20 protein-coding genes are annotated in these 22,889 nt (G+C 60.8%); 4 read left to right on the top strand and 16 right to left on the bottom strand.

What is annotated here, in order from left to right; all coding sequences use genetic code 11:
- Positions 1 to 116: 116 nt before the first annotated feature.
- From AC07SU_RS02170 to AC07SU_RS02160, 3 genes are read right to left on the bottom strand one after another with little or no spacing between them, the layout of a single operon-like run.
- Positions 117 to 3,182, bottom strand: a complete 3,066-nt coding sequence (locus tag AC07SU_RS02170; protein WP_494996074.1) for an efflux RND transporter permease subunit — start codon at positions 3,180 to 3,182, stop codon at positions 117 to 119.
- Positions 3,179 to 4,249, bottom strand: coding sequence for an efflux RND transporter periplasmic adaptor subunit (locus AC07SU_RS02165; protein ID WP_494996073.1), 1,071 nt, complete (start codon positions 4,247 to 4,249; stop codon positions 3,179 to 3,181). Before AC07SU_RS02165 ends, AC07SU_RS02170 begins: the two co-directional genes overlap by 4 nt.
- The gene (locus AC07SU_RS02160) at positions 4,246 to 5,328 is read right to left on the bottom strand and encodes an efflux RND transporter periplasmic adaptor subunit (protein WP_176997380.1); all 1,083 of its coding nucleotides are present in this window, start codon (positions 5,326 to 5,328) and stop codon (positions 4,246 to 4,248) included. The genes AC07SU_RS02165 and AC07SU_RS02160 overlap by 4 nt, the downstream gene beginning before the upstream one ends.
- A 121-nt stretch (positions 5,329 to 5,449) precedes the next feature.
- Here AC07SU_RS02160 and AC07SU_RS02155 point away from each other — a divergent pair, with 121 nt between their 5' ends.
- Positions 5,450 to 6,610: an AAA family ATPase gene (locus AC07SU_RS02155; RefSeq protein ID WP_494996072.1), complete on the top strand. Its 1,161-nt coding sequence runs from the start codon at positions 5,450 to 5,452 to the stop codon at positions 6,608 to 6,610.
- A 134-nt stretch (positions 6,611 to 6,744) separates the two neighbouring features.
- Here the strand turns inward: AC07SU_RS02155 and AC07SU_RS02150 are convergent, their stop codons facing one another.
- From AC07SU_RS02150 to AC07SU_RS02095, 12 genes are all read right to left on the bottom strand, one after another.
- Entirely contained in the window at positions 6,745 to 7,599 is an 855-nt protein-coding gene (locus AC07SU_RS02150) for a transporter substrate-binding domain-containing protein (RefSeq protein WP_176997382.1), read from the bottom strand.
- Positions 7,596 to 8,372, bottom strand: coding sequence for an amino acid ABC transporter ATP-binding protein (locus AC07SU_RS02145; RefSeq protein WP_176997383.1), 777 nt, complete (start codon positions 8,370 to 8,372; stop codon positions 7,596 to 7,598). The genes AC07SU_RS02150 and AC07SU_RS02145 overlap by 4 nt, the downstream gene beginning before the upstream one ends.
- A complete protein-coding gene (locus tag AC07SU_RS02140) occupies positions 8,369 to 9,028 on the bottom strand; it encodes an amino acid ABC transporter permease (RefSeq protein ID WP_176997384.1) in 660 nt (219 codons plus the stop codon). The genes AC07SU_RS02145 and AC07SU_RS02140 overlap by 4 nt, the downstream gene beginning before the upstream one ends.
- Positions 9,009 to 9,674, bottom strand: coding sequence for an amino acid ABC transporter permease (locus tag AC07SU_RS02135; protein WP_176997385.1), 666 nt, complete (start codon positions 9,672 to 9,674; stop codon positions 9,009 to 9,011). The genes AC07SU_RS02140 and AC07SU_RS02135 overlap by 20 nt, the downstream gene beginning before the upstream one ends.
- Before the next feature lie 489 nt (positions 9,675 to 10,163).
- Positions 10,164 to 10,946, bottom strand: a complete 783-nt coding sequence (locus AC07SU_RS02130; protein WP_016970653.1) for a MetQ/NlpA family ABC transporter substrate-binding protein — start codon at positions 10,944 to 10,946, stop codon at positions 10,164 to 10,166.
- A gap of 235 nt (positions 10,947 to 11,181) precedes the next feature.
- Complete coding sequence (locus tag AC07SU_RS02125; RefSeq protein ID WP_494996071.1) at positions 11,182 to 12,093, bottom strand: sigma 54-interacting transcriptional regulator; 912 nt, start codon at positions 12,091 to 12,093, stop codon at positions 11,182 to 11,184.
- 50 nt (positions 12,094 to 12,143) lie between these two features.
- A complete protein-coding gene (locus AC07SU_RS02120; protein ID WP_178924357.1) occupies positions 12,144 to 12,725 on the bottom strand; it encodes an alpha/beta hydrolase in 582 nt (193 codons plus the stop codon).
- A 195-nt stretch (positions 12,726 to 12,920) separates the two neighbouring features.
- Positions 12,921 to 15,782: a glycosyltransferase family 32 protein gene (locus AC07SU_RS02115; RefSeq protein WP_494996070.1), complete on the bottom strand. Its 2,862-nt coding sequence runs from the start codon at positions 15,780 to 15,782 to the stop codon at positions 12,921 to 12,923.
- A 204-nt stretch (positions 15,783 to 15,986) separates the two neighbouring features.
- On the bottom strand, positions 15,987 to 16,388 hold the full coding sequence (locus tag AC07SU_RS02110; protein WP_060755558.1) for an ExbD/TolR family protein: 402 nt from the start codon (positions 16,386 to 16,388) through the stop codon (positions 15,987 to 15,989).
- Between the two features lies 1 nt (position 16,389).
- The gene (locus AC07SU_RS02105; protein WP_494996189.1) at positions 16,390 to 17,112 is read right to left on the bottom strand and encodes a MotA/TolQ/ExbB proton channel family protein; all 723 of its coding nucleotides are present in this window, start codon (positions 17,110 to 17,112) and stop codon (positions 16,390 to 16,392) included.
- Positions 17,113 to 17,163: 51 nt separating this feature from the next.
- Positions 17,164 to 17,976: an energy transducer TonB gene (locus tag AC07SU_RS02100; protein WP_494996069.1), complete on the bottom strand. Its 813-nt coding sequence runs from the start codon at positions 17,974 to 17,976 to the stop codon at positions 17,164 to 17,166.
- 240 nt (positions 17,977 to 18,216) lie between these two features.
- Entirely contained in the window at positions 18,217 to 19,068 is an 852-nt protein-coding gene (locus tag AC07SU_RS02095) for a LysR family transcriptional regulator (protein ID WP_494996068.1), read from the bottom strand.
- Positions 19,069 to 19,174: 106 nt separating this feature from the next.
- Between AC07SU_RS02095 and AC07SU_RS02090 the strand changes: the two genes are divergently transcribed.
- From AC07SU_RS02090 to AC07SU_RS02080, 3 genes are all read left to right on the top strand, one after another.
- Positions 19,175 to 19,636, top strand: a complete 462-nt coding sequence (locus AC07SU_RS02090) for a nucleoside deaminase (RefSeq protein ID WP_494996067.1) — start codon at positions 19,175 to 19,177, stop codon at positions 19,634 to 19,636.
- On the top strand, positions 19,623 to 20,792 hold the full coding sequence (locus AC07SU_RS02085) for a CynX/NimT family MFS transporter (RefSeq protein WP_494996066.1): 1,170 nt from the start codon (positions 19,623 to 19,625) through the stop codon (positions 20,790 to 20,792). Before AC07SU_RS02090 ends, AC07SU_RS02085 begins: the two co-directional genes overlap by 14 nt.
- A gap of 97 nt (positions 20,793 to 20,889) precedes the next feature.
- Positions 20,890 to 21,825, top strand: coding sequence for a LysR family transcriptional regulator (locus AC07SU_RS02080; protein ID WP_176997393.1), 936 nt, complete (start codon positions 20,890 to 20,892; stop codon positions 21,823 to 21,825).
- On the opposite strand, the gene AC07SU_RS02075 is transcribed toward AC07SU_RS02080, so the two are convergent.
- Positions 21,716 to 22,810, bottom strand: a complete 1,095-nt coding sequence (locus tag AC07SU_RS02075) for a fatty acid desaturase (RefSeq protein ID WP_494996065.1) — start codon at positions 22,808 to 22,810, stop codon at positions 21,716 to 21,718. The genes AC07SU_RS02080 and AC07SU_RS02075 overlap by 110 nt on opposite strands.
- Between the last annotated feature and the right edge of the window lie 79 nt (positions 22,811 to 22,889).

Genomic DNA, 22,889 nt, shown 5'->3' with positions numbered 1-22,889 from the left:
AAATCCAACTGTGGGAGCTGCGGTGCGACGATTCGACTTGCCTGCGATAGCGGTGGGTCAGCCACTCATTCACTGACGGGTACACCGCTATCGCAGGCAAGCCAGCTCCCACAGGTTTAACCGCGCTTTTCCTGATGTTCCTGCTTCGGTTCGCGGATCTTGTACCAGGCCACGTACAGCGCCGGCAGGAACAACAGGGTCAGCAACGTGGCAATAATGATCCCGCCAATCATCGCGTACGCCATCGGCCCCCAGAACACTTCACGGGCGATGGGGATCATGCCCAGGCTCGCGGCCGCTGCGGTGAGCAGGATCGGTCGGCGCCGGTGCTCGGTGGCTTCCACCACCGCATCCCACGGCGTATAGCCGGCCAATTCGTACTCGTGGATCTGCGTCACCAGGATCACCGAGTTGCGGATGATGATGCCGATCAGCGCCAGGATACCCAGGATCGCCACAAAGCCCATGGGCGTGCCCGTGGGAATCAGCGCCAGCACCACGCCGATCAAGCCCAGCGGCGCGACGCTGGCCACCAGGAACATTTTCTGCACGCTGTGCAGCTGGATCATCAGGAAGGTCGCCATCAGGAACAGCATCAGCGGCACCACCTTGGCGATCGGCCCTTGGGCCTTGCCGCTTTCTTCCACGGTGCCACCGGTGGCAACCTTGTAGCCCACCGGCAAGCCGGCGCTGAACTGCTCGATGGTCGGTGCCAGTTGCTTCACCAGGTCGGTAGGCTGCATCTCGTCGCGCACCGAGGCCTTGATGGTGATGGTCGGCTTGCGGTCGCGACGCCACACCAACGGCTGCTCCAGCTCGTACCGCACGGTGGCAAACGCCAGCAGCGGAATCGACGTGCCATTGGGCGTGACGATCTGCAGGTTCTGCAAGGTTTCCGGGGTACCGCGCTCGGCATCTTCGGCGCGGCCGACCACGTTGATCAGGTAGATGTCATCGTGCACCTGGGTCACCGAGGCGCCGCTGACCACGCTGTTCATCAACTGCGCCACGTCTTCCGACGACAACCCCAATTGGCGCGCCTTGTCTTGCGCAATGTCCACGCGCAGCACTTTGCCCGGCTCGTTCCAGTCGTAGATGATCTCGCCCAAGTGGGTGTTTTTATCCAGCAGGGTCGCCAGCTCGATGGCGTGCTTGCGCACCTGATCGATGTCTTTGCCCGACACGCGATACTGGATCGGCCGCCCCACAGGCGGGCCCATTTCCAGTGGCTGCACATAGCTGCCAATGCCGACGAAGTCATCACGCAGGCGTTTTTGCAGGCGCTTGATCAACTCGCCGCGTTCTTCCAGGCCCTTGCTGACGATCACCAGTTGCGCGTAGTAAGGGTTTTCCAGCTGCTGGTCGAGGGGCAGGTAGAAACGGATCGCGCCCTGGCCGATATAGGTGCTCCAGCGGGCGATGTCCGGGTCGTCCTTGATGATCGCTTCCAGGCGGTCGACGGCCTTGCGCGTCTCGTTGATCGAGGCGTTTTGCGGCAGGTTCAGGTCGACGAGGATTTCCGGGCGGTCGGACGACGGGAAGAACTGGTTCTGCACGAACTGCATGGAGAACACCGACGCCACGAACAACGCCACCGTGATACCAATGGCCCACCAGCGGTTGCGCATCGCCCACAGCATGCCGCCGTTGAACGCGCGGCCAATCCGCCCCGGCTCGGCATCGTGGGGTTTCACGTTGGCACTGAGGATGTGCACGCCGATCACCGGCGCGAACAGCACCGCCACCACCCACGACACCAGCATCGCCACGGCAATCACCGCGAACAGGGTGAAGGTGTATTCGCCCGCCGAACTGGCGTTGAGGCCAATCGGCACAAAGCCGGCCACGGTCACCAGCGTACCGGTGAGCATCGGGAACGCCGTGGACGTGTAGGCGTAGGTCGCCGCCTGTTCCTTGGTTTCGCCTTTCTCCAGGCGCGTGATCATCATCTCCACGGTGATCATCGCGTCGTCCACCAACAGGCCGAGGGCGATGATCAACGCGCCGAGCGACACCCGCTGCATGGTGATGCCGCTGTACTCCATGAACACGAACACCAGCGCCAGCACCAGTGGAATCGAGCACGCCACCACCAACCCTGCGCGCATGCCGAGGCTGATGAAGCTCACCACCAGCACGATGATCACCGCTTCAAACAGCGCGCTGGTAAAACCGCCGACGGCCTCTTCCACCACTTCCGCCTGGTCGGACACCTTGTGCACGCCCACACCCACCGGCAGATCGGCGGTCAGCTCGTCCATGCGTTCATGCAGGGCCTTGCCGAACGACTGGATATTGCCGCCCTTCTGCATGGCAATCGCCAAACCAATCGCAGGCTTGCCGTTGAAACGGAACATCGGCCGCGCCGGGTCGACGTAGCCACGGCTGATCTCGGCGACGTCCGCCAAGCGATAGAAGCGATCGTTGAGCCGCAGGTTGACGTTGGCAAGGTCTTTCTCCGAGGCAAACTGCCCCGAGGTGCGCACCGAAATCCGCTCCGGCCCAGCCTCGATCACCCCGGCCGGCGTGACCGCGTTCTGCGATTGCAGGCTCTGCACGACTTGGCGCTGGTCGATCCCCAAGGCGGCGAGTTTGCGCGTGGAGAAGTTCAGGTAAATCACTTCATCCTGCTGGCCGATCATCTCGACCTTGCCCAGCCCCGGCACCGAACGGATCTCGGCGCGCACCTGCTCCACGTAGTCGCGCAACTGGCGCATCGTCAGGCCATCGCCGGTAAAGGCGTACACCGAGCCGAATACGTCACCGAACTCATCGTTGAACGACGGCCCCTGCAAACCCTGGGGGAAAGTGCCGCGAATGTCGTCGATTTTCTTGTGCACCAGGTACCAGATATGGGGGATGTCCTTGGCGCTGGTGGTGTCCTTCAAGAACACGAACACCGTGGACTCACCCGGTCGGGTGTAGCTCTTCACGTAGTCGAGGGCGTCGAGTTCCTCGAGTTTTTTCTCGATGCGGTCGGTGACTTGCTTGAGGGTTTCTTCCTGAGTCGCGCCCGGCCAGCGGGTCTGGATCACCATGGTCTTGATGGTGAACGAGGGGTCTTCCTCGCGGCCCAGGTTCATGTAGGAGAACACGCCCATCAGCAGCGCGACGAACATCAGGTACCAGACGAAGGACTGATGCTTGAGGGCCCAGTCGGATAAGTTGAAGCTCCCTTTCATCGCGGGCTGTCCTCGTCGATTTTGACTTTTTGCCCGGGCTTCAGGCTGTTCACGCCAGCGGTGACAATGCGCTCGCCGGGTTTGACGCCGCCGTTGAGCACGGCGCTGGCGCTGTCGCGGCTGACGACGGTGACGTCACGCGGTTGCACGGTCTGGCTTTGGGTGTCGAGCAGCCAGATGCGTGTCTTGCCGTCGACCTCCTGCAAGGCACTCAGGGGTAGTTCGATACGCGGCGCGATGGCGGTGCTCAGGGTCACGCTGATCGCCGTGCCCAGGCGGAACGCAGGCGGTGTCTCGGCCAGGGTCAAGCGCGCGCGACGGGTGCGCGTGGCGCTTTGGGCCTGGGGCTCGATCTCGCGCACGATGGCGGTGGTGTGCACGTTGGGGTCGAGCTGCTCGGCGACCAGGAACACCACGTCGGGCGGCAGGCGCTCAGCCAGCCCGGCCGGGAGGTCGATCACCGCTTCCTTGATGTCCGGGCGGGCCAGGGTCACCACTTGCTGGCCGGCGCTGACCACTTGGCCAGCCTCGGCATTCCAGGCGGTGACGATGCCGGCGTGATCGGTGCGCAGTTCGGCGTAATTCAGTTGGTCCTTGGCTTGGTTGACCGAGGCCTGGGCCTGATCAAGAGACGCCTGGGTGGTTTTCAGGTCGGTCTGGGCCACGTCCAGCTGGGCCTGGGCGCCGACGCCACGGTTGAACAGCTCTTGCTGGCGACGGGCATTGGCCTGGGCGTTGATGTACTGCGCCTGCACCCGGGCCAGGTCGCCCTGGGCGGCGCGCAACTGGTTCTGCTGGTCGGTGGGGTCGAGCACCGCGAGCAAGGCGCCCTTCTCCACTTCGGCGCCGACATCCACGGCGCGACGTGCGATACGGCCCGGCACTCGGAAACCCAGGTTGCTCTCGTAGCGCGCCTGGATGGTACCGGCGAAGCGGCCGAGGTTTTCCTGGTCTTCAGCTTTCACCTCCATGGACAACACCGGGCGCACGGGCTCGGGCGGTGCCTCTTCCTTGGAGCACGCGGCCAGCAACAGGCTGGCGGCGAGTAATGCCGTCAGGCGCTTCATGGCTGGACTCCTTGCTGCGCGATCTCAACCACCATGCCGGGGTGCAGCAACTGCCCGCCCGCCACCACGACTTTTTCGCCGCCTTTGAGCCCGTCGCCAATGATCACTTTGCCCGTGAGGTAGCGCGCCACCGTGACCTTGTGCAGTTGCGCCTTGCCGTCGCCGTCGATCAACCATACGGCAGGTTCGTTGAGGTCTTTGGTGAGCGCTGCCCAAGGCAGTTCGATGCTGGGTTTGGCCGGGCCATTGGCCGTGGCGCTGACCACCGAGCCCAGCTCCATGCCCTTGGGCAGCGCTTGCAGGGCAATCTTCACTTGCACGGTGCCGGTGTTGGCGGCCACGGCGGGCGTGACTTCGCGCACTTTGCCGACGGCCTTGATGCTGGGGTTCTCAAGCAGGCTGACGGTGATCGGCGCGTCGGGTGGCGGCTCTACCAAGAGCGACTCATACACGTTGAACACCGCATCGCGCTCGCCGTCCTGGGCCAGGCTGAAAATTGGCACGGTGGCCTGCACCACCTGGCCCACTTCGGCCTGGCGCGCGGTAATCACACCGGGCGCATCGGCGATCAAGGCGGTGTAGCCGAGTTGTTCGCGGGCGTTGGCCAATTGGGCCTGGGCGGCGGCCAGCGCACTTTGGCTGCTGCGCAATGCAGCCTGGGCGGCGTCATATTCACTGCGGCTGGTGTAGCCCTTGGGCAGCAGTTTTTCCTGGCGCACAAAGGCGGCGGCCGTCTGTTTGACCCGCGCCTGCTCGGCCACGACCTGGGCCTGGGCGGAGTCGACGTTGGTCTGCAAATCCTTGGGATCGAGCTTGGCCAGCACTTGCTTGGCGCTCACGCGGTCGCCCACGTCCACCATGCGCTGGATGATCTTGCCGCCAACGCGAAAGGACAGGTCGGTCTGTACCCGGGCCTGGACGTCACCCGTGAGCGTCACCGCCGCGGCAAAATCCGCCGGCTGCACGGTTTGCACAAACACCCGGGAATGGGCCTTGGGCTCGGCCTTTTCCTGGCCACAGCCGCTCAACAGCGTCAGTAGGCCAAGTCCGAAGATCAATGTGGAAGTACGACCGCCCATGCAGGCTCCTTATGCGTGATGCCGACGTGCCAGTGTGTATGCGACTGTGAGCTTAGATCAGGGTTCCTTATCTGCATGGAGGATCCCATACTCGGGGGGTTCCCAAACCGATTAAATCCCCATGCTGAAAACCCTCGCGGTGGCCAATTACCGCTCGATCAATAAATTGGTGGTGCCCCTGGACCGGCTCAACCTGGTCACCGGCCCCAATGGCAGCGGCAAGTCCAACCTGTACCGCGCCCTGCGCCTGCTGGCCGAAACCGCCCAGGGCGGGGTGATCAATGCATTGGCCCGTGAGGGCGGGCTGGACTCCACCTTCTGGGCCGGGCCGGAAAACATCAGCCGGCGCATGCGCAACGGCGAGGTGCCGATCGAGTCCACCGTGCGCCAAGGCGTCAAACGCCTGCGGTTGGGGTTTGCCGGGGATGATTTCAGCTACGCCATTTCGCTGGGCTTGCCCGAGCCGAGCTTGTCCTTTTTCTCCCTCGACCCGGAAGTGAAGAAGGAATGCATCTGGGCCGGCCACCTCTACCGGCCAGCCAGCCTGCTGGTGCAGCGTTCCGGCCCCATGGTGCGCGCGCGCGACGGTCGAAGTTGGGATGTGCTGGCCCAGCACACCCCCAACTATCACAGCCTGTTCGATCAGGTCGGCAGCCTGCGCGGCTCGCCCGAGGTGTTGCTGCTGCGCGAAAGCATCCGTGGCTGGCGTTTTTATGATCACTTTCGCAGCGATGCGGACGCCCCGGTGCGCCAGCCGCAACTGGGCACCCGCACGCCGGTGTTGCATCACGACGGGCGCGACCTGGCGGCCGCCTTGCAGACGATCCGCGAGATTGGCGACCCCGAGGCGCTGCAGCGGGCCGTCAGCGATGCATTCCCCGGCGCACGCTTGAATATCCAGCCGTTGCAGGGCGGGCGTTTTGCAATTGAGTTCTATCAGGAAGGCTTGCTGCGGCCGTTGTCGGCGGCGGAGTTGTCGGACGGGACCTTGCGTTACTTGCTGCTGATCGCGGCGCTGCTGACGCCGCGGCCGCCGACCATGATGGTGTTGAACGAGCCGGAAACCAGCTTGCATCCGGACCTGCTGCCGGCGTTGGCGCGCCTGATCATCCAAGCCTCGAATCACTGCCAGGTGTGGGTGGTGTCCCATGCCAGTCGCCTGATTGCGGCGCTGCAGCAGGATGAGGGGTGCAATTCGATAGTGTTGGAGAAGGTGTTGGGGGAGACCCAGATCGTTGGGCAGGGGATTCTGGATGCGCCGGCGTGGCATTGGCCGGAATAGTCATCGCCTGCAAGGGCCTCTTCGCGGGCAAGCCCGCTCCCACATTCGACCGTGTTCCACCTGCGGAATGCGAACAACTGTGGGAGCTGGCTTGCCTGCGATAGCGGTAGATCAGCCACTCAATAACTGACTGATCAACCCTGCCACTTACCGCCTTCAACAATCACACTCTCAGGCTTGGTGTCATCGCTCAGCTCTTTGCGCACATATTGGTCATACAGCTTGAGCAGAAACTTCTCTTCACCCAGCTTGGCCAACTCGGCATTCACCCAGTCTCGCAGTTCGGTGTTGCCCTTCTTCACGGCTGGCGCGATTGGCGCTTCATCACCGAGTTTCTGTTCCAGCACGCGGTAGCCCGGGTTCTGCTTGGCCCAGCTGAACAGCACCAGGTTGTCCTGGGCATAGGCATCGCCACGACCGGCCGACAGCGCTTGCAGCGATTCGGAGTTTTTCTCGAACTTCAGTAATTTCCAGTCCGGGTGGTTCTTGGTCAGCCAGATATCGGCGGTGGTGCCAGTGGTGACGATGGTGGTGCGGGTGGCCAGGTCATCCAGGCTTTTCACCGCGCTGTCGTTCGGCACCAGGGCCTGCACCGCGACTTTCAGGTTGGGGTTGGTGAAGTCCACCGCTTCCTTGCGCTCCGGCGTCACGGTCATGTTGGCGAGGATCAAATCGACCTTGTCGCTCTGCAGGAACGGAATACGGCTCGCCGGTTCCACCGCAACGAACTCGACCTTGTTTTCATCGCCGAGCAGGTCCTTGGCGAATTGGCGGCCGATGTCGGTATCAAACCCGACGTAGCGACCCGCTTCGTTCACAAAACCGAACGGCGGTTTGTCGGTGAACACGCCGACGATCAGTTTGTCGCGCGCCTTGATCTTGTCGAGGTAGCTCGCCGCAGCGGCAGCCGGTTTGGCAGGCTCTTCGGCCTTTTTATCGCAGCCGGCCAGCAGTGCGACGGCAAACAGTGGCAGCAGTAACTTTTTCATATCAGCTCCAGTTCCTTGGTTTTCTTGGGCAGTGTTGAAACAAAGGAGAACTTCTCCAGGAACTGCTGCGCGCGTGCGGTCTGCGGGTTCGTAAAGAATGCCTCGGGGGTGTTGTGTTCGAGGATGCGCCCGGCCTCCATGAAGACCACGCGGTCGGCGACGGCGCGGGCAAAGGCCATTTCGTGGGTGACGATCAGCAAGGTCATGCCATCGCGGGCCAGGCCCTGGATCACCTCCAGCACTTCCTTGACCATTTCCGGGTCGAGGGCGGCGGTGACCTCATCAAACAGCATGACCTGGGGGTTCATGCACAACGAACGCACGATGGCGATACGTTGCTGCTGGCCACCGGAGAGCTGGCGCGGGAAGGCGTCGCGCTTGTCGGCCAGGCCCACGCGCTCCAGCAGTTTTTCGGCCTGTTCACGGGCTTCGCGAGGGTCGCGCTTCTGCACTTTCAGCGGGCCGAGCAGGATGTTGTCGAGCACGCTCATGTGCGGGAACAAGTGGTAGCTCTGGAACACCATGCCGATGTCCTGGCGCACTTGGCGCCAGTCGGTTTTTTTATCCAGCAGCTCATTGCCGGCAAAGCGCAGGCTGCCGCTGTGGGCCACTTCCAGGCCGTTGAGGCAACGCAGCAAGGTGCTTTTGCCACAGCCGCTGGGGCCGAGGATCACCACCACTTCACCGCTCTGCACGCGCAGGTCAATGCCCTTGAGCACCTGCGCCTCGCCGAAGAATTTGTTGAAACCCTGGAACTCGATCAATGCGCTCATGCTTGGGCCCAGCGCCGTTCCAGCACCTTGGAGGCGGCCGACAACGGGTAGCAGATAAAGAAGAAAAACAGGAACAGCACGCCGTAGATCAACACGGATTCATAGGTGCGTTCGATGATTTGCTGGCCAACCTTGATCACATCCACCACGCCGATCAGCACCGCCAGGGAGCTGGTCTTGATGATGCGCGTGTAGACGTTGATGGTCGGCGGGGTCATGCGCTTGAGGGCCTGGGGCAGCAGCACATAGCCATAGAGTTGTGGGTCGGACAAGCCAATCGACAAGCCCGCCTCACGCTGGCCACGGGGCAGCGAATGCAACGCACCACGTACCACCTCGCCCACTTCACTGGCGCCCCACAGTGACAGCACCAACACTGCGCACCAGAAGCTCGGGATGCTCAACCCGAAGAAAATCGGCAGGCCAAAAAACAGCAGGTACAACCACACCAGCACCGGGATCGCACGGAACAGCTCCAGGTATACCCGCAACACCGCGTTGATCAGCCGGTTGTTCAAGGTGCGCAGCACGCCGTACAACACGCCGCCGACGGTGCTGAACGCGATGCTCAGCAACGAAATCGACAGGGTTTGCGCGGCGCCCTTGCCCAGTTGCGGCAACGACACCCACAGCAACTCAAGACCCGAACTGGCCATGCTGGAGCCTCCTTTCCAGGCGGCTGAGCAGCAGCGACAACGGCAAGAACAGCAACACGCAAATCAGCGTCAGCACGGCGAGCATTTCGTAAGTCTTGTAGTAGAGGGCGATGTAACTCTTGGTGGTGTAGAGAATCTCTGGCACCGCCACGGCAGAAACCACGGTGGTTTCCTTGAGCAGGAAGATGAAATTGGCGAACAGCGCCGGCAGGCTGAGGATGCCGGCCTGGGGCAGGATCACGTGGCGCAGCAGTTGCCAGTCCGACAGGCCAATGGACTTGCCCGACTCAATCTGCGCCAGCGGCACCGCTTCCACGCCCGCGCGCAGCACTTCGGTGAGGTAGGCGCCGCCCAGGAAAGTCATGGTGATGATCGCCGCCCAGAACCCGGAAATGTTGAACCCCAGGGCCGGCAGCGCGAAGTAGACGAAAAACAGTTGGATCAGCAGCGGCGTGTTACGCGCCAACTCTACGTACAGCGCCACCAGGCGCGACACGTAGGGCGTGCGAAACACCAGCAGCGCGGCGTTGATCAGCGCCACCAGCAGCGAGGTGGCAATGGCGATCAGGCCCACTTGCAGCGTCACCCCCACGGCTTTCAGAAACGCCGGCAAGGTGCTGAGGATAAAAGCGAAATCGAAGGTCATTGGCAGTCCATGACGCCGCAGGGGTAATGCAGCGAGCGCAATCCAGGCCGACGTGGGTAACGCCGGGTAGCGCGAACTTTAAAGGTATAAAAATCAAAATTTAAATACCTAAATAGCATATTGATATCACCCAAAAAGATAACCGCCGGATTCGCGGGTTTGACAGCTGGCAGCTATGGTCTTGGGGTCGCAGGAAAGCCGTTTCGAGGGAATGAACCATGAACGAAGCGAAACCGATTGATCCGCAGGAACTGGTGAAGTGGTTGGTGGCGCTACGCAGGGCCATCAACAGCCGCGCCGCATGATCCCTTGTAGGAGCCGGCTTGCCGGCGATGGCGGCCTATCCGCTACAGATGTATCAACTGACCGACCGCAATCGCCGGCAAGCCGGCTCCTACAGGGTTTGATTGCATTGCAAATGCCCAATAAAAAACGCCGACGCTATGAGAGCCGTCGGCGTTGAAACCTTGAAGGGGGTTTTGGGTTACATCAGAACGCCGGCACGACTGCGCCGTTGTACTTCTTCTCGATGAAGGCTTTGACTTCCGGGCTGGTCAGGGCCTTGGACAGTTTCTGGATAGCGTCGCTGTCCTTGTTGTCCGGGCGAGCCACCAGGAAGTTCACGTACGGCGACTTGGCGTCTTCGATGATCAGCGCGTCCTTGGCTGGGTTCAGGCCGGCTTCCAGGGCGTAGTTGGTGTTGATCAGGTCCAGGTCAACCTGGTCCAGCACGCGTGGCAGCAGGGCCGATTCCAGCTCCTTGAATTTCAGGTGCTTGGGGTTGTCCTTGATGTCTTTTGGCGTAGCCAGAGCATTGCTCGGGTCTTTCAGGGTGATCACACCGGCCTTCTGCAGCAGCAACAGGGCACGGCCGCTGTTGGAACCTTCGTTGGGAATGGCAACGGTGGCGCCGTCTTTGAGTTCAGAGATGTTCTTGATCTTCTTCGAGTAGCCACCGAACGGTTCAACGTGCACGCCGACCACGGTCACCAGGTTGGTGCCTTTGCCCTTGTTGAAGTTTTCCAGGTACGGCAGGGTCTGGAAGTAGTTGGCGTCCAGACGCTTCTCGGCCACTTGCACGTTAGGCTGCACGTAGTCGGTGAAGACTTTGATTTCCAGGTCCACGCCTTCTTTTGCCAGGGTTGGCTTGACCAGCTCGAGGATCTCCGCGTGCGGGATCGGGGTGGCAGCCACCACCAGCTTCTCGTTGGCCTGGGCGAAGCTTGCAGTCAGGGCAGCCGCCAGTGCGGTAAACAACAGAACCTTTTTCATGCAGTGTCCTTATCGAAATTCCGGGGCGTCTCTGACGACCGTTTTTATAGGGTGTGCCAGCGAAATGCTATCGCGGCGTGAGAGTGACAATACCTAGATTTTTTATTCCCGAACAATATCTTTTATTCACGTTGATATTCCATTTTATTCATACACACTCTCACACCATTCACCTGTAGGAGCCGGCTTGCCGGCGATGGCGGTCTTGAGGGCCTCATCGCCGGCAAGCCGGCTCCTACAGGGAGGCGAGGTAGGCTTTGAGGGCCTGGAGGTCAGCGGGGCTCGCTGCCTCGACAATCCGCCGCACCTGCTCCAAAGGTGAGCCCGCCGCCGGCAAGTTCAAATGCTCGGGCAAAATCTCGTCGCCACTGCTCACCAGCAACGCAAAGTGAATAACGTTTTCCAGCTCACGGGTATTGCCCGGCCAGCTGTGGTGTTCCAGCACGCGCTGGGCGGCTTCGCTGATCAGCGGCACCGGCAGGTCCAGGCGCTGGCTGTAGATGCCGAGGAAGTATTCGGCCAGGGACAGGATGTCGCCGATGCGCTCACGCAAGGCCGGCAGTTCCAGCTGGCCCTCGCTCAGGTAATGGAACAACCGCTCATGAAACTTGCCCGCCGCCACGGCCTGGGCCAGGTCGATGCTGGTGGCGGCCACCAGGCGCACGTCCACGGGGCTGGGCTGATGGGCGCCGACGCGGGTGACTTCGTGGTTCTCAAGCGCGGCGAGCAATTTGACCTGGATCGGCAACGGCAAGTCGCCAATCTCATCCAGGTATAGGGTGCCGCCATTGGCCGAACCAAACCACCCGGCGCGGCTGCTGGCCGCACCACTGTGACTGCCGGCGGCATAGCCGAACAACTCGGCGTCCGCGTAAGTGGGGCTGATCGCACCGCAATTGACCGACACAAACAAACCGCCGCGATCACTGCCACGGTGGATATGCCGTGCCAGCAGTTCTTTACCACTGCCGGTCTCGCCACGAATCAACACAGGCAAGGCGCGGGGGGCGAGGCTTTCGAGGTCTTCGCGCAGTTGGCGCGAGCGTGGGTCGACAAACACCAAGGCCTTGGCGCGGATGCTCAGCGGGCTTTTTTCGGCGTCGGGGAAGGTCAGCAAGGGCTGGCCGTAGGTTTCATGCAGACTCATGGCAGGCTCCCGCCCCAGATCCACTCAAGGGACGGGGCGTTGAAAAATGTTCAGGCAGTACGCCGGGCGTGGTGCTCAAGGCGGTGTTGCAGGCGATAGAGGTAGGCGAAGCCCTGCTCCCAGCGCTGGTGGCCGGATTTCACATTGATGTGGCCCGCGCCTGCGAGGATGCCGGCTTCGGCGCCCCAGTTGCGCGCCAGCTCCAGGGCCCGGGGGGCACTGACGGCGCTGTCGTTGTCGGAACTGACCACTTGGCTGGGGAACGGCAACAGGTCGGTGGGAATCGGCGCAAAGTTGCGCAAGGCGGGGGCACAGGCCGGGCGTTCGACATCGGCGGGCGCCACCAGCAAGGCGCCGCGCACCTGACGCAGAAACTGCACCGGCGCGGTAGCGGCCCAATGCGCCACGGTGATGCAACCCAGGCTATGGGCGATGAGGATCACCGGCGTGCTGTCAGCCGCGATGGCCTCGGCCAGCGCCGCCACCCAGTCTTCGCGACGGGGTGTCAGCCAATCGGCCTGCTCCACGCGCGCACTGTTGGGCAGGCTGTTCTGCCAATGGCTTTGCCAATGATCTTCTGGCGATCCTTGCCAGCCCGGCACGATCAGGTAACGAATCAACTCGCTGTGCATGGGTGTGCCCTCCTGCAGCGTTTAACGTTGCTGACCAGTATAGGGACGAGGTTTATATTCGTTAAGGAATAAGAAGCTATTTATTAATAACCAAAGCGTAGATTCTTCGCTCGAACTCACCCTTGCGGGTCAATTCATCAACCCCCCGACACATTCGCGTCGGGGGCGATAACGTGGTCGGCTATGTGTGCTCACTCAGCGGGAATGGCGCATAGAATGCTCCGCGCCAATGTCGGCCCGAAATTTCTCCCACATTGACTGGTAGTACTCTTGCGCCTGTTTCAACTGCTGGCTATAGGCATCGGGCGCTATCAACCTTCCTTTGAGCACATCGGCTAAATCGTCAATAACAGGAAAAAGGCCATATTTTTCTTGTTTCATGACGTCATTAAAAGCCACCGGACCTGTCACCTCAAAGACTTTCTTCTCGTAAACCTTGTACACATCCAAGTCGGATGCGCTGGAATGTTCTCCGATAAAAGGTCGGTTAGCATCCAACCACTCTTTGTTGTTCTTAAAGCGTCGATGCATTTCTTCCAACACCTTGTCGAACACCGGATTATTCGCGTGGCTTGCAAAATTACTGGTATTAAAACCGTAAAAGTCCGCCGCCGCGTACGTGACGGGAGCGTTCATCAATACATCATTTGACGCCGCCTTCAGGGAAATTTCGCCCACCGGGACAGTAAGCGTGTCATCCGTGTCCATATAAATGCCGCCGTAACGCTTCATTAACGCCACACGCATCACATCCGACGAGGCGGCAAGGTTCTGTGTTTGACCTGATCGAAAGTATTGGTACATCTCGCCATATTGACCGGCATTAAATTCACGAAAACCCTCATCGGCGTTCAGGTCCTGAACTTCCAAGCCACCTACTTTGTGATCCAGCGCTTCTTTTACCTTGAGGAAAGTTGCTTGATCATTGGCATCGACATGCACAATTGATTTATAACCCGGACTCTTTCGAGCATTTTCAGCAATACTGTTTACGAGGTGCTCGGGCATTTCATTACCTGCCCAAAAATAATGGATCGTCTTGGGCACTTCTGTTGGGTTCAATGGCAACAGGGGCAGTTCCGGTAACTTTACGACCCGATGACTCACCGAAGCCACTCTCTTTGCACTGTTGGCTATCAGTTGCTCTCGCGTACCTGACAACCATGGCCCCGTACCCTCACGCCAATGAAAGACATCAGTGACTTCTCCGTGGAAAGTCAGGCCACGCCATGCCTCGGCTTGCAAATCATAAACAACGGGTGATAAGTACCCATTCAAATCTATGGAGCCCGTTGTCCCTTTAGCGCTTATGACACCATCCAGGGGAATCTTAAACTCTCGAAACGGCGCGGGCGGCGAGACCGGACTCATTGGGTATCCAATCTGACCATTAATACGTTGAGGCAACTTAAAGAAGGGTCGGACTTGCTCACTGGCTTGCCCGGTATGTTCTGCAACTTCACCTTCCGGTTTCAACGCTTTTGCAAGCGAACCTGCGCCATGGGTAACCAACGGCGGCACAGCATTCAATACGCCAAATACAATGCGATCCGTTCCCTTGGATTTTCCTCTGGCCACATCATCAATGCCGATTCCCATCTCAGTAGCTCCCGCAGCCAGGTAGAACGCGTCCAGCGCCAGCGCTACCTCTGGCATGACAAGCGCCAGGGGGGTCATAAACAGCGCGACTTTAGCGGCCCCCTCAATGCCTTCGGTTATTTTGGTCTTTGTATAATCACGATCACTGACGATCGCACTATCTGCATCCGAAAAGGACCTAGCCTTTTGACGGGTCATGATTTGCTGAAACGGATCGCCGCTCAACGGATCGACCGTGATGTATCGCCCAGGTGACCAATCATTGAGTTTGGAGAGGCTAAAGCCCTGCTTGCCCTGGGCATCGGACCAAGCGCCCAACCCCTGCAGGGATTGATACACGCCATCGGAAAAAGACTTGTCCGCTTGGTCTTCAAGAGAAAAATGCGTCATAAGCGCTGCACGCTTTACCGGGTCAGCCGCCTGTTTGGCCAGCCACAGCCGCATTTGCTCCGGGTTATCAAAACGATGCAGGGGGGAAGAGTTACCGGGTATATGTAACAACGTCAGCTGGGTTTTCTTGTCCGTCACACTCATCAAATCAGTAGACGTCATACCGTTTACGCTAAGCAGGCCGACATCAAGGTTCGGGTCCTGCAACGTACACCGAGTAAAATCCTGAGCGCTCAGTTCAGTCCATGGTTTTTGCGCAAACGGCCCGATAACGCGCAGAGCCAGCTTTGTCTCTTCCTCGCCCAGTGTTCCTTCAAGGCTCTGCAGCTTAACGGCTTTGACAAACGAAATTTTGCTCAAGGCCGCATAGGACTCGGTCTGCTTGCCCCAAAAAGCGGTGAGTGTATTTTTGTATAATTGGGTCCGATCGGTATCCCAAACAAGTGCCTTAAAGTCTGCTACGGGTATGTCGAGCCGTGTCGAAGCACTGTAAGGCGAGTCAGTGTAAGACGCAGGCTGGCGATAAATACCTTGCTCAGCGTGCGATGACTCAATAGCCTCTTCTACTTTATTGTAAGAAAACACCAGAGGTGAGAAGTACTGACCCACTTTTTGAAACCAGCTCTTATTATTTTCAATAGGCACGCCCTGGCTATTATTTAGAGCGGCCTGAGTCAACGTGACTTTTTCTACCACACTCTTTTCATTGCGCTCACCGTCTTTAAAGGTGACCAAGAATGTCTTATCCGGATCTACCTCCACCTTCCAACAGTGCTTTAACTCACTCGATAATATTTTCGCCATCTCTTTTTCGGGTGTCATGAAGTCCGAGGCATGCGCGTTGAGGTAGCGATCTATACGATCATTTTTTCCTAACACCGACCGGTCGATGAGCGGATTACTGTTGAGTGGGGATTTTTCACCGCTTGCACTCACTGAGTCGTTGGAGGATTCACCAGAATATATTGCGCAGGCAGGCGGAGTTGAAGCAGAGCCTTCAGGATTTTTACTATTCGGCAATGAATGCGTCACGAACCTTACAACGTCAGCAGGGAAACGAATTGCCATAAACCTCTCCGTCAACTCAATAGTTTGTACCCCACTAGAAATAATTAAATTACGCACACATTGCACGCCCGGAAACATTAGAAAACAAGAGCAAATTTTACAACAGGATTATTTTACAACGAGACACTTATATACATCTATACACCAAAAAAAAGGCCGCACCCTGCCAAGGAGACGGCCAAAAACGTGTCGAGGCTTTTGCTATCAACGCGCGGTAATCACCGACAGCTTGGTAATGCCCGCGCGTTCGATCGACGCCATGGCTCGCGCCACTTCGCCGTAGTTCACTCCATCGTCAGCCTGCAGTTGCACCCGCACATCGGGGTCCTTGGCCTTGGCCGCCTGCAGGTTGAATTCCAGCAGGTCCGGCTGGATTTCGTCCTTGTTGATAAACAGTTTGCCGGCGCCGTCGATGCTCACCACCAGCGGGTCTTTCTGCTCCACCGGGGCCACGGCCTGGGTCTTGGGCAGGTTGATCGGAATCGCGTTGGTCAACAGCGGCGCGGTGACGATAAACACCACCAGCAGCACCAGCATCACGTCCACCAGGGGCGTCACGTTGATCTCGCTCAGTACCTCATCGCTGTCTTGCGTGGAGAAGGCCATCTCAGGACGCCTCCTTCACTTTTTGCGGGTTGCCGGCAGCCGCTTTGTTCAGCGTTGGGTGCAGCAGCACGCGGAAGGCATTCTTCTGCGCCAGGCTGTAGAAGTCGTGGGCAAAGTCGTCCAGGTCGGCGGCGGTCAGCTTCAGGCGGCGCAGGAAGTAGTTGTAGACCAGCACCGCAGGCACCGCGACGGCGATCCCCACACCGGTGGCAACCAGTGCGGCACCAATCGGGCCGGCCACGGTTTCGAGGCTGGCGGAACCGGCGGCGCTGATCCCTTTCAACGCTTCCATGATGCCCCACACGGTGCCGAACAGGCCGATGAACGGCGAGGTGCTGCCGATACTGGCGACCACGGCCAGGCCGGTTTCCAGGGAGCGGCGTTCACGCACGATCTGCTGGCGCAGGGCGCGTTCGAGGCGGTCCTGGTGGTTGATGGCCTGGCTCAAATCGGCGGCGTGTGGCGCATCGCCCACCTGGATCGCGGCATAACCGGCCTGGGCGACACGGGCCGCCGCACCGGGCTGGGTTTCGGCCAGTTCGGCGGCAGAGTCGAGACTCGACGCCGCCCAGAACTGTTTATGGAACTTGCGATCCTGCGCCTTGAGGCGGCCGAACTGCACGCCCTTGAGCAGGGCCAGGCCCCAGGTGGCAACCGAAAAGACCACCAGCAGCCAGATCACCGCGCTTTCGATGGATTCAAGTGGAGATGCTAATGCCATGATGTTTTCCCTCTGTGCAGGTCGCGGCGTGTCCAACACACCGCAGCCGAATAGTTAGTGAATCTTGAAATCGATCGGTACGCTGACCCAGCCGTCCTGTGCCACGTCGCCCTGCTTGGCCGGCACGAAACTCCAGCGCTTCACGGCGGCCAATGCGGCGTCGTCGAGTTGCTGGCGACCGCTGCTCTTCTGGACCTGGATCTCACCTGGCTTGCCGCTGGCCAACACATGCACCCTGAGCAACACCGTGCCTTCCCAGCCCCGGCGCTGGGCCAGCGAGGGGTATTCGGGCGCCGGGTTCTTCAAGTACGCGGCGTTGGCCGAAGCCGGTGTCACGGGTGCCGGCGACGGCGGTGCGGCCGGCGCAGGGGGAGCCGGTGGCGCGGGTGTCGGTGGCTGCTCGACCGGTTTCGGCGCGGGCTTGGGCTCAGGTTTTGGCACTGGCTTGGGCTTGGGTTTTGGAATCGGTTTGGGTGGCGCCGGCTTGGCGGCCAATTCATCCACCACCGGTGGCGGTGGCTCTACCACAGGCGGCGGCGGGGGTGGCGGAACCGGCGGTGGCGGCTCGACCACAGGTGGCGCCGGTTGGGAAAACTCGATGGTCATCGGCGGAATTTCCGGCGGCACAATCGGCAACACCGGGGTCGGCTTCTGGCTCACCCAATAGATCACCGCGCCGTGCAAGGCCAGGACCAGCAAGCCCAGCAACAGGCCTTCGCGGCGGCTCGAAAAGCGTTTCGGGGCTTGCTGCAAACGCTGTTGCCCCAACGGCGCACGGTGCGGCCGGCCAAGGTCAACCAACTCACCACCTGGTGCCTGGCGCCACTGCGCCTCGGGTGCACTGGCGGCGGTCTGGACATTGCCCATTGATTCACTCCCTACGGTTTTGAAACAAAAAAACCGACAGGCCTGCATGGGAGGCCGTCGAGGGCTGAATCATCGGGGCCAGACGCTTATCTCTTAAAGTAATCTTTAAAGTTATACATAGATCTAAAATGAATAAATGAAACATCCCGAAACGCCAAAGCCTTGTGCTGCGCGGCCTGGCGCGCAGGCCGCGTTTTTCGATGCTTTTGAGGCATAAAAAATATTCGGCAAAGGCATGGCTCAGGCAGGGCTGTTTGCGCACAAATCGAGCAATTGGCGCTGCAAGGTCTGCCCCGCCGGGCCTAAACCACTGCGGGCATACAGGGCCAGTCGCACGCCCTGCACGGCGGGCAGACCACTGCCTGGTCCCAGCACCACGTGCCCTGTCTGCACGACGCGTTTGGGCAACAGGCTGATGCCCAACCCCGCCGCCACGGCCGAGCACACGCTGGCCAGGCTGGCGCTGGAATAGCCAATACGCCAACGCCAGCCGCCGACTTCCAAGTGCTGCAGCATTTCGTTGCGGTACAGGCCACCCACCGGAAACGCCACCAAGGGCAGCGGGTCACGCCCCAGGGATGGCGTGCTGCGGCTGTCGACCCAACACAAAGGCTCCGGCCAGGAAGCCAGGCAGTCATCGCTGTCACCCATCTGTTTGACCAGCAGCACATCAAACTCACCGCTGCGGTATTGACGCTGCAGTTCCGGGCCGAGGCCGCTGGTGACTTCCAGGCGAACACGGGGGTACGCCACCACAAACGCCGACAGCAACGGCATCAGGCGTTCAGCCGCAAAGTCTTCCGGCACGCCCAGGCGCAACACGCCGTCGCTTTGCTGGTTGATCAAGACGTCGGCGGCCTCTTCATGCAGCGCGAGGATGCGCCGCGCGTAGGCCAGCAAGCGCTCACCTTCGGCAGTGGCGACTACCCGGCGCTGGTCGCGGTCGAGCAGTTGGCACGCCACGGCGTCCTCCAGGCGACGGATCTGCTGGCTGACGGTGGACTGGGTCACATGCAGGCGCTCGGCGGCGCGGGTGAAATTGCCGCAGTCCACCACGGCGACAAAGCTGCGCAGCAACACGGGGTCGAACATGAGCGTCACCATTCTCTTTGCCACTGGTTGGCATGGTTATATTTAATTTCAGAATACCAAGGCCGCTGCCCATACTTCACCCTCCATTCCTCCCCGAGGTAGCGCCATGAGCGACGACCATCCGCACCTGCAACGCGCCATCGCCCTGGCCCGGGCCAATGTGAGTCAAGGCGGCCGGCCGTTTGGCGCGGTCCTGACGCACAACGGCGCGGTACTGGTGGAAGCGGTGAACGAGATCCACCTGACCCGGGACCCCACCGCCCACGCCGAGCTGCTGGCGATCCGTGCAGCCAGCCGCCAACTCGGTGCACGCCTGGAAGGCTGCGTGATCTACGCCAGCGGCCAGCCCTGCCCAATGTGCCTGAGCGCCATGTACCTGTGCGGCGTGGAACGGGTGGTGTTTGCGGCCAGCAACGCGATGGCCGAGCCCTTCGGCTTGTCGACGGCGGCGATTGGGCAACAGGTCGGCTTGCCCCTGAACGAGCAACGCCTGCCGATCCAGCACCTGCCCGACGCGGCCATGACCACCCTGTACCAACAATGGAAAACCCTGCATGACCCTCAATAAATCCCTCGCCGGCTGGGGGCTGCTGGTGGTACTGGGCCTGAACCTGCGGCCGATCCTCAGCTCCATCAGCCCGCTGCTGGGCGAGATCCGCCAGGCCACTGGCCTGAGCTTCCAGAGCAGTGCCCTGCTCACCAGCTTGCCCGTGGTGTGCATGGGCCTGGTGGCCTTGATCGGCGTACGGGTGGAAGCACGGCTGGGCGAGCGACGCGGCATCGCCCTGGGCTTGATGATGATTCTGCTGGCGTGCCTGGTGCGCTGGCTGATGGGCCAGGCCTCGGCACTGCTGGTCACGGCCTTGCTCGGTGGTGCCGGGGTGGCGCTGATCCAGGCGTTGGTGCCGGCGATGATCAAGCGCGAATTCCATCACCGCGTACCGGTGGCAATGGGCGTGTATTCGGCCTCGCTGATGGCCGGTGGCGGGCTGGCCGCGTTGCTCAGCCCGGTGGTGGCCACGCACTTCCAGCAGTGGCAGGCGGGGCTCGGGATCTGGCTGTTGCCGGCGCTGGCCGCCTTGTTGCTGTGGGCATTTGTGCCGCTGGGAGCGCCCAGAAGCGCGCTGGTGATTCCCGCCTTCAAAGGCCTGCGCAACCGCCGTGCCTGGTTGCTGGCGCTGTATTTCGGCCTGGTGAACTGCGGCTACATGAGCATGGTGGCGTGGCTGCCGGCGTACTACCAGCAACTGGGCTGGGGCGTGTTGCCGAGCGGTTCGCTGCTGGCATTCATGACCATTTTCCAGGTGATCGCAGCCTTGCTGATGCCGGTGCTGGCCCAACGCGGGATCGACCGTCGGCCCTTGCTCGGCGTCAGCCTGCTGGCGCAGACCGTGGGTTACCTCGGCTTGCTGATGGCGCCGCAGCAGTTTCCCCACCTGTGGGTCGCGCTGATCGGCTTTGGCCTGGGCGCGTGTTTCGCCCTGAGCCTGCTGCTGACCCTCGACCACCACCGCGACCCGCGCCAAGCCGGGCAACTGGCGGCCTTCGTGCAGGGCGTGGGCTTCTTGATCAATGCAATTTCGCCCTGGTTGACCGGCTGGCTGCGTGAGCTGACTGGCACCTTTGTCAGCGCCTGGGTAGTACTCACGGTAACCGTGGTGGCGATGCTGGTGGTGACGCGGGTCTTCAGCCCGGCCACCTACCGCACGGTGCCTGCTCTATAGATATGCATTTAAGATCTAGATAAAACAAACGTGCTTCATTGACGGAATAAGCAAGCCCCTTAAAATCCCGGTTCCCCTCTTGGACGCCGGGCGCCCCATGGATCTTCGTCAGCTGCGCTACTTCATCGCGCTCAACGAGCACCGCAGTTTTGTGCGCGCCGCCGACGCCATGGGCATCACGCAGCCAGCGTTCAGCCGCAGCATCCAGGGCCTGGAACAGGAGTTCGGCTGCGTGCTGGTGGACCGCGCTCACAAGGACCTGCGCCCCACACCCGAAGGCCAGGTGGTGCTGCAACATGCCCTGAGCCTGGTCCAGGGCGCCGCGCTGCTCAGCCATGAAGTCACGCGCATGACCAAGCTCGACGCCGGTGAAGTACGCCTGGGCAGCGACGCTGTGGCGGCCGTGAACCTGGTGCCACAGGCCATGGCGCGGTTTATCACCACCTACCCCAAGGTACGCACCGCATTGCAGGTGGATAACTGGGAAAAGCTCGGGCGCAGCCTGAGCCGCGAGGAGATCGAATTCTTTATCGCCGATGTGCGCCACTTCGAGGCTGACCCCAACTTCCAGATCCAGGCCCTGACGCCCCGGCGCAGCGTGTTTTTCTGCCGGGCCGGGCACCCGTTATTGGCCAAGGACAGCCTGTCCACCAACGACCTGTTTGGTTTCCCACTGGCTACGCCGTTGATTGCACCGGGTATTCGCAAACTGCTCGCTAACCTCAGCGGGCGCATCGATTTTGCGCCCGCTATCGAGCTTGAACAGTTCTCGGCGCTGGCCACCATCGTGCGCCAGTCCGACGCCATTGGCCTGGGCGCCGAAGAGGCGTTCGTCGATGAATTGGCCAGCGGCGCACTGAAGGTGCTGCACTGGCGCAACCTGCCTCACAACCTCGACAGTCTGAGCAACCGTTGCGGCGTGATCAGCCGCGCTGGGGTGCGTTTGTCGCCTGCGGCGAAGGCGCTGATCGAAACCCTGCTGGCGGTGGAAAGCCAAGCCGATTGGCCCGGGCAAACGTCCCGAAATCATTGAAGCGCACGCCCATCTCGGCCATGACTTTGTGCGCCACCCTGGCGGTCATCTGGCGGATGTAGAACGGCTCCTTCACCACGAAATGATGAATGCCATGGGTGCTGCCGAAGTTGAAGCAGAACGCCTGCAACGGCCACATCCACCAGGGGTTGAGCACCTGGGTCTGCTGGATCACATTGCCCAGCTCCACGTCGCCGTAGTAGTGCATGTTGGAGCTGACAAAGTGCAGGCAGAAGGTGCGCAGCACGTTGGGGCCGATGATCACGACGGCGGCGATATCGATCACCTGCATCACGTGCAGGGTGGTGGCTGACCAGTCGATGGGCGTGCCCAGCAGGCTGGCGACGCCATTCGCCGCGTGAAAACCGAGGAACACGTACCACGCGCCCCAATGCAGCAGCGCCAGCGGTGCGTACACCAGCAGCGAGCGTTTGAGGATGCTGAGTTTGTGCTTCCAGCTCTTGGCTCGCAGGATGCGGATAAACGCTGACATCACGTTATCACCCACCATCAGTAACCGCGCAAAACCCCAGGGTTCACCGTTGGTGATGGCGCGCTCTTCCATGTCGGTTTCAGTGCCGGAAACCTTGTGGTGGTTGAGGTGCAGATGCCGGCGCACCCACGGGTTGATCGTGCTCGGCCGCGCCAGCCACACCAGGCCCATCATCAGGTTGTGCGGCAGGCGCTGCTTGCGAAAGTACATGCTGTGGATCAGGTCGTGTTCCAGCTCGTGGGTCAGTGAGGCGAGGAACGCATTGAGCAGCAGGCACACCCACCAGGCCATGTGGCCCGTGATATAGAGCGCCGCAGAGCCGACCATGCCCACCAACGCAAACACCAGGATGCCCGCGCCCAGCGCGTCCTGATGCAGCAGCCAGGGGTGTTGTTGGCGCAGGCGCATGCCTTCGGCCAGCACCACGTCACGGATATGCGCCGAACGCTGTTGCGCGTTCATCTGCTGGGGACTTGCAGAAGTACCGTCCATGCTTCCATCCTCTTGCTTATTGATGCGCCCATCCTGCCCCAAGCGATCTCGCAGGACGCTAGCCCCGGACGCCAACCTG

Source organism: Pseudomonas sp. GW821-FHT05H12 (assembly GCF_059419385.1).
Note: the sequence above shows the minus strand (reverse complement) of the source record. Positions and strands in the feature narration are given on the sequence as shown.

Coding starts and splice junctions, on each gene's coding strand:
- AC07SU_RS02145 (WP_176997383.1), bottom strand. CDS start 8,372: ATGAGCGCATTGATCGAGTTCCAGGGTTTCAACAAATTCTTCGGCGAG.
- AC07SU_RS02080 (WP_176997393.1), top strand. CDS start 20,890: ATGGATCTTCGTCAGCTGCGCTACTTCATCGCGCTCAACGAGCACCGC.
- AC07SU_RS02160 (WP_176997380.1), bottom strand. CDS start 5,328: ATGGGCGGTCGTACTTCCACATTGATCTTCGGACTTGGCCTACTGACG.
- AC07SU_RS02085 (WP_494996066.1), top strand. CDS start 19,623: ATGACCCTCAATAAATCCCTCGCCGGCTGGGGGCTGCTGGTGGTACTG.
- AC07SU_RS02155 (WP_494996072.1), top strand. CDS start 5,450: ATGCTGAAAACCCTCGCGGTGGCCAATTACCGCTCGATCAATAAATTG.
- AC07SU_RS02075 (WP_494996065.1), bottom strand. CDS start 22,810: ATGGACGGTACTTCTGCAAGTCCCCAGCAGATGAACGCGCAACAGCGT.
- AC07SU_RS02095 (WP_494996068.1), bottom strand. CDS start 19,068: ATGTTCGACCCCGTGTTGCTGCGCAGCTTTGTCGCCGTGGTGGACTGC.
- AC07SU_RS02170 (WP_494996074.1), bottom strand. CDS start 3,182: ATGAAAGGGAGCTTCAACTTATCCGACTGGGCCCTCAAGCATCAGTCC.
- AC07SU_RS02120 (WP_178924357.1), bottom strand. CDS start 12,725: ATGCACAGCGAGTTGATTCGTTACCTGATCGTGCCGGGCTGGCAAGGA.
- AC07SU_RS02150 (WP_176997382.1), bottom strand. CDS start 7,599: ATGAAAAAGTTACTGCTGCCACTGTTTGCCGTCGCACTGCTGGCCGGC.
- AC07SU_RS02140 (WP_176997384.1), bottom strand. CDS start 9,028: ATGGCCAGTTCGGGTCTTGAGTTGCTGTGGGTGTCGTTGCCGCAACTG.
- AC07SU_RS02135 (WP_176997385.1), bottom strand. CDS start 9,674: ATGACCTTCGATTTCGCTTTTATCCTCAGCACCTTGCCGGCGTTTCTG.
- AC07SU_RS02110 (WP_060755558.1), bottom strand. CDS start 16,388: ATGGCCTTCTCCACGCAAGACAGCGATGAGGTACTGAGCGAGATCAAC.
- AC07SU_RS02125 (WP_494996071.1), bottom strand. CDS start 12,093: ATGAGTCTGCATGAAACCTACGGCCAGCCCTTGCTGACCTTCCCCGAC.
- AC07SU_RS02115 (WP_494996070.1), bottom strand. CDS start 15,782: ATGGCAATTCGTTTCCCTGCTGACGTTGTAAGGTTCGTGACGCATTCA.
- AC07SU_RS02100 (WP_494996069.1), bottom strand. CDS start 17,976: ATGGGCAATGTCCAGACCGCCGCCAGTGCACCCGAGGCGCAGTGGCGC.
- AC07SU_RS02130 (WP_016970653.1), bottom strand. CDS start 10,946: ATGAAAAAGGTTCTGTTGTTTACCGCACTGGCGGCTGCCCTGACTGCA.
- AC07SU_RS02090 (WP_494996067.1), top strand. CDS start 19,175: ATGAGCGACGACCATCCGCACCTGCAACGCGCCATCGCCCTGGCCCGG.
- AC07SU_RS02165 (WP_494996073.1), bottom strand. CDS start 4,249: ATGAAGCGCCTGACGGCATTACTCGCCGCCAGCCTGTTGCTGGCCGCG.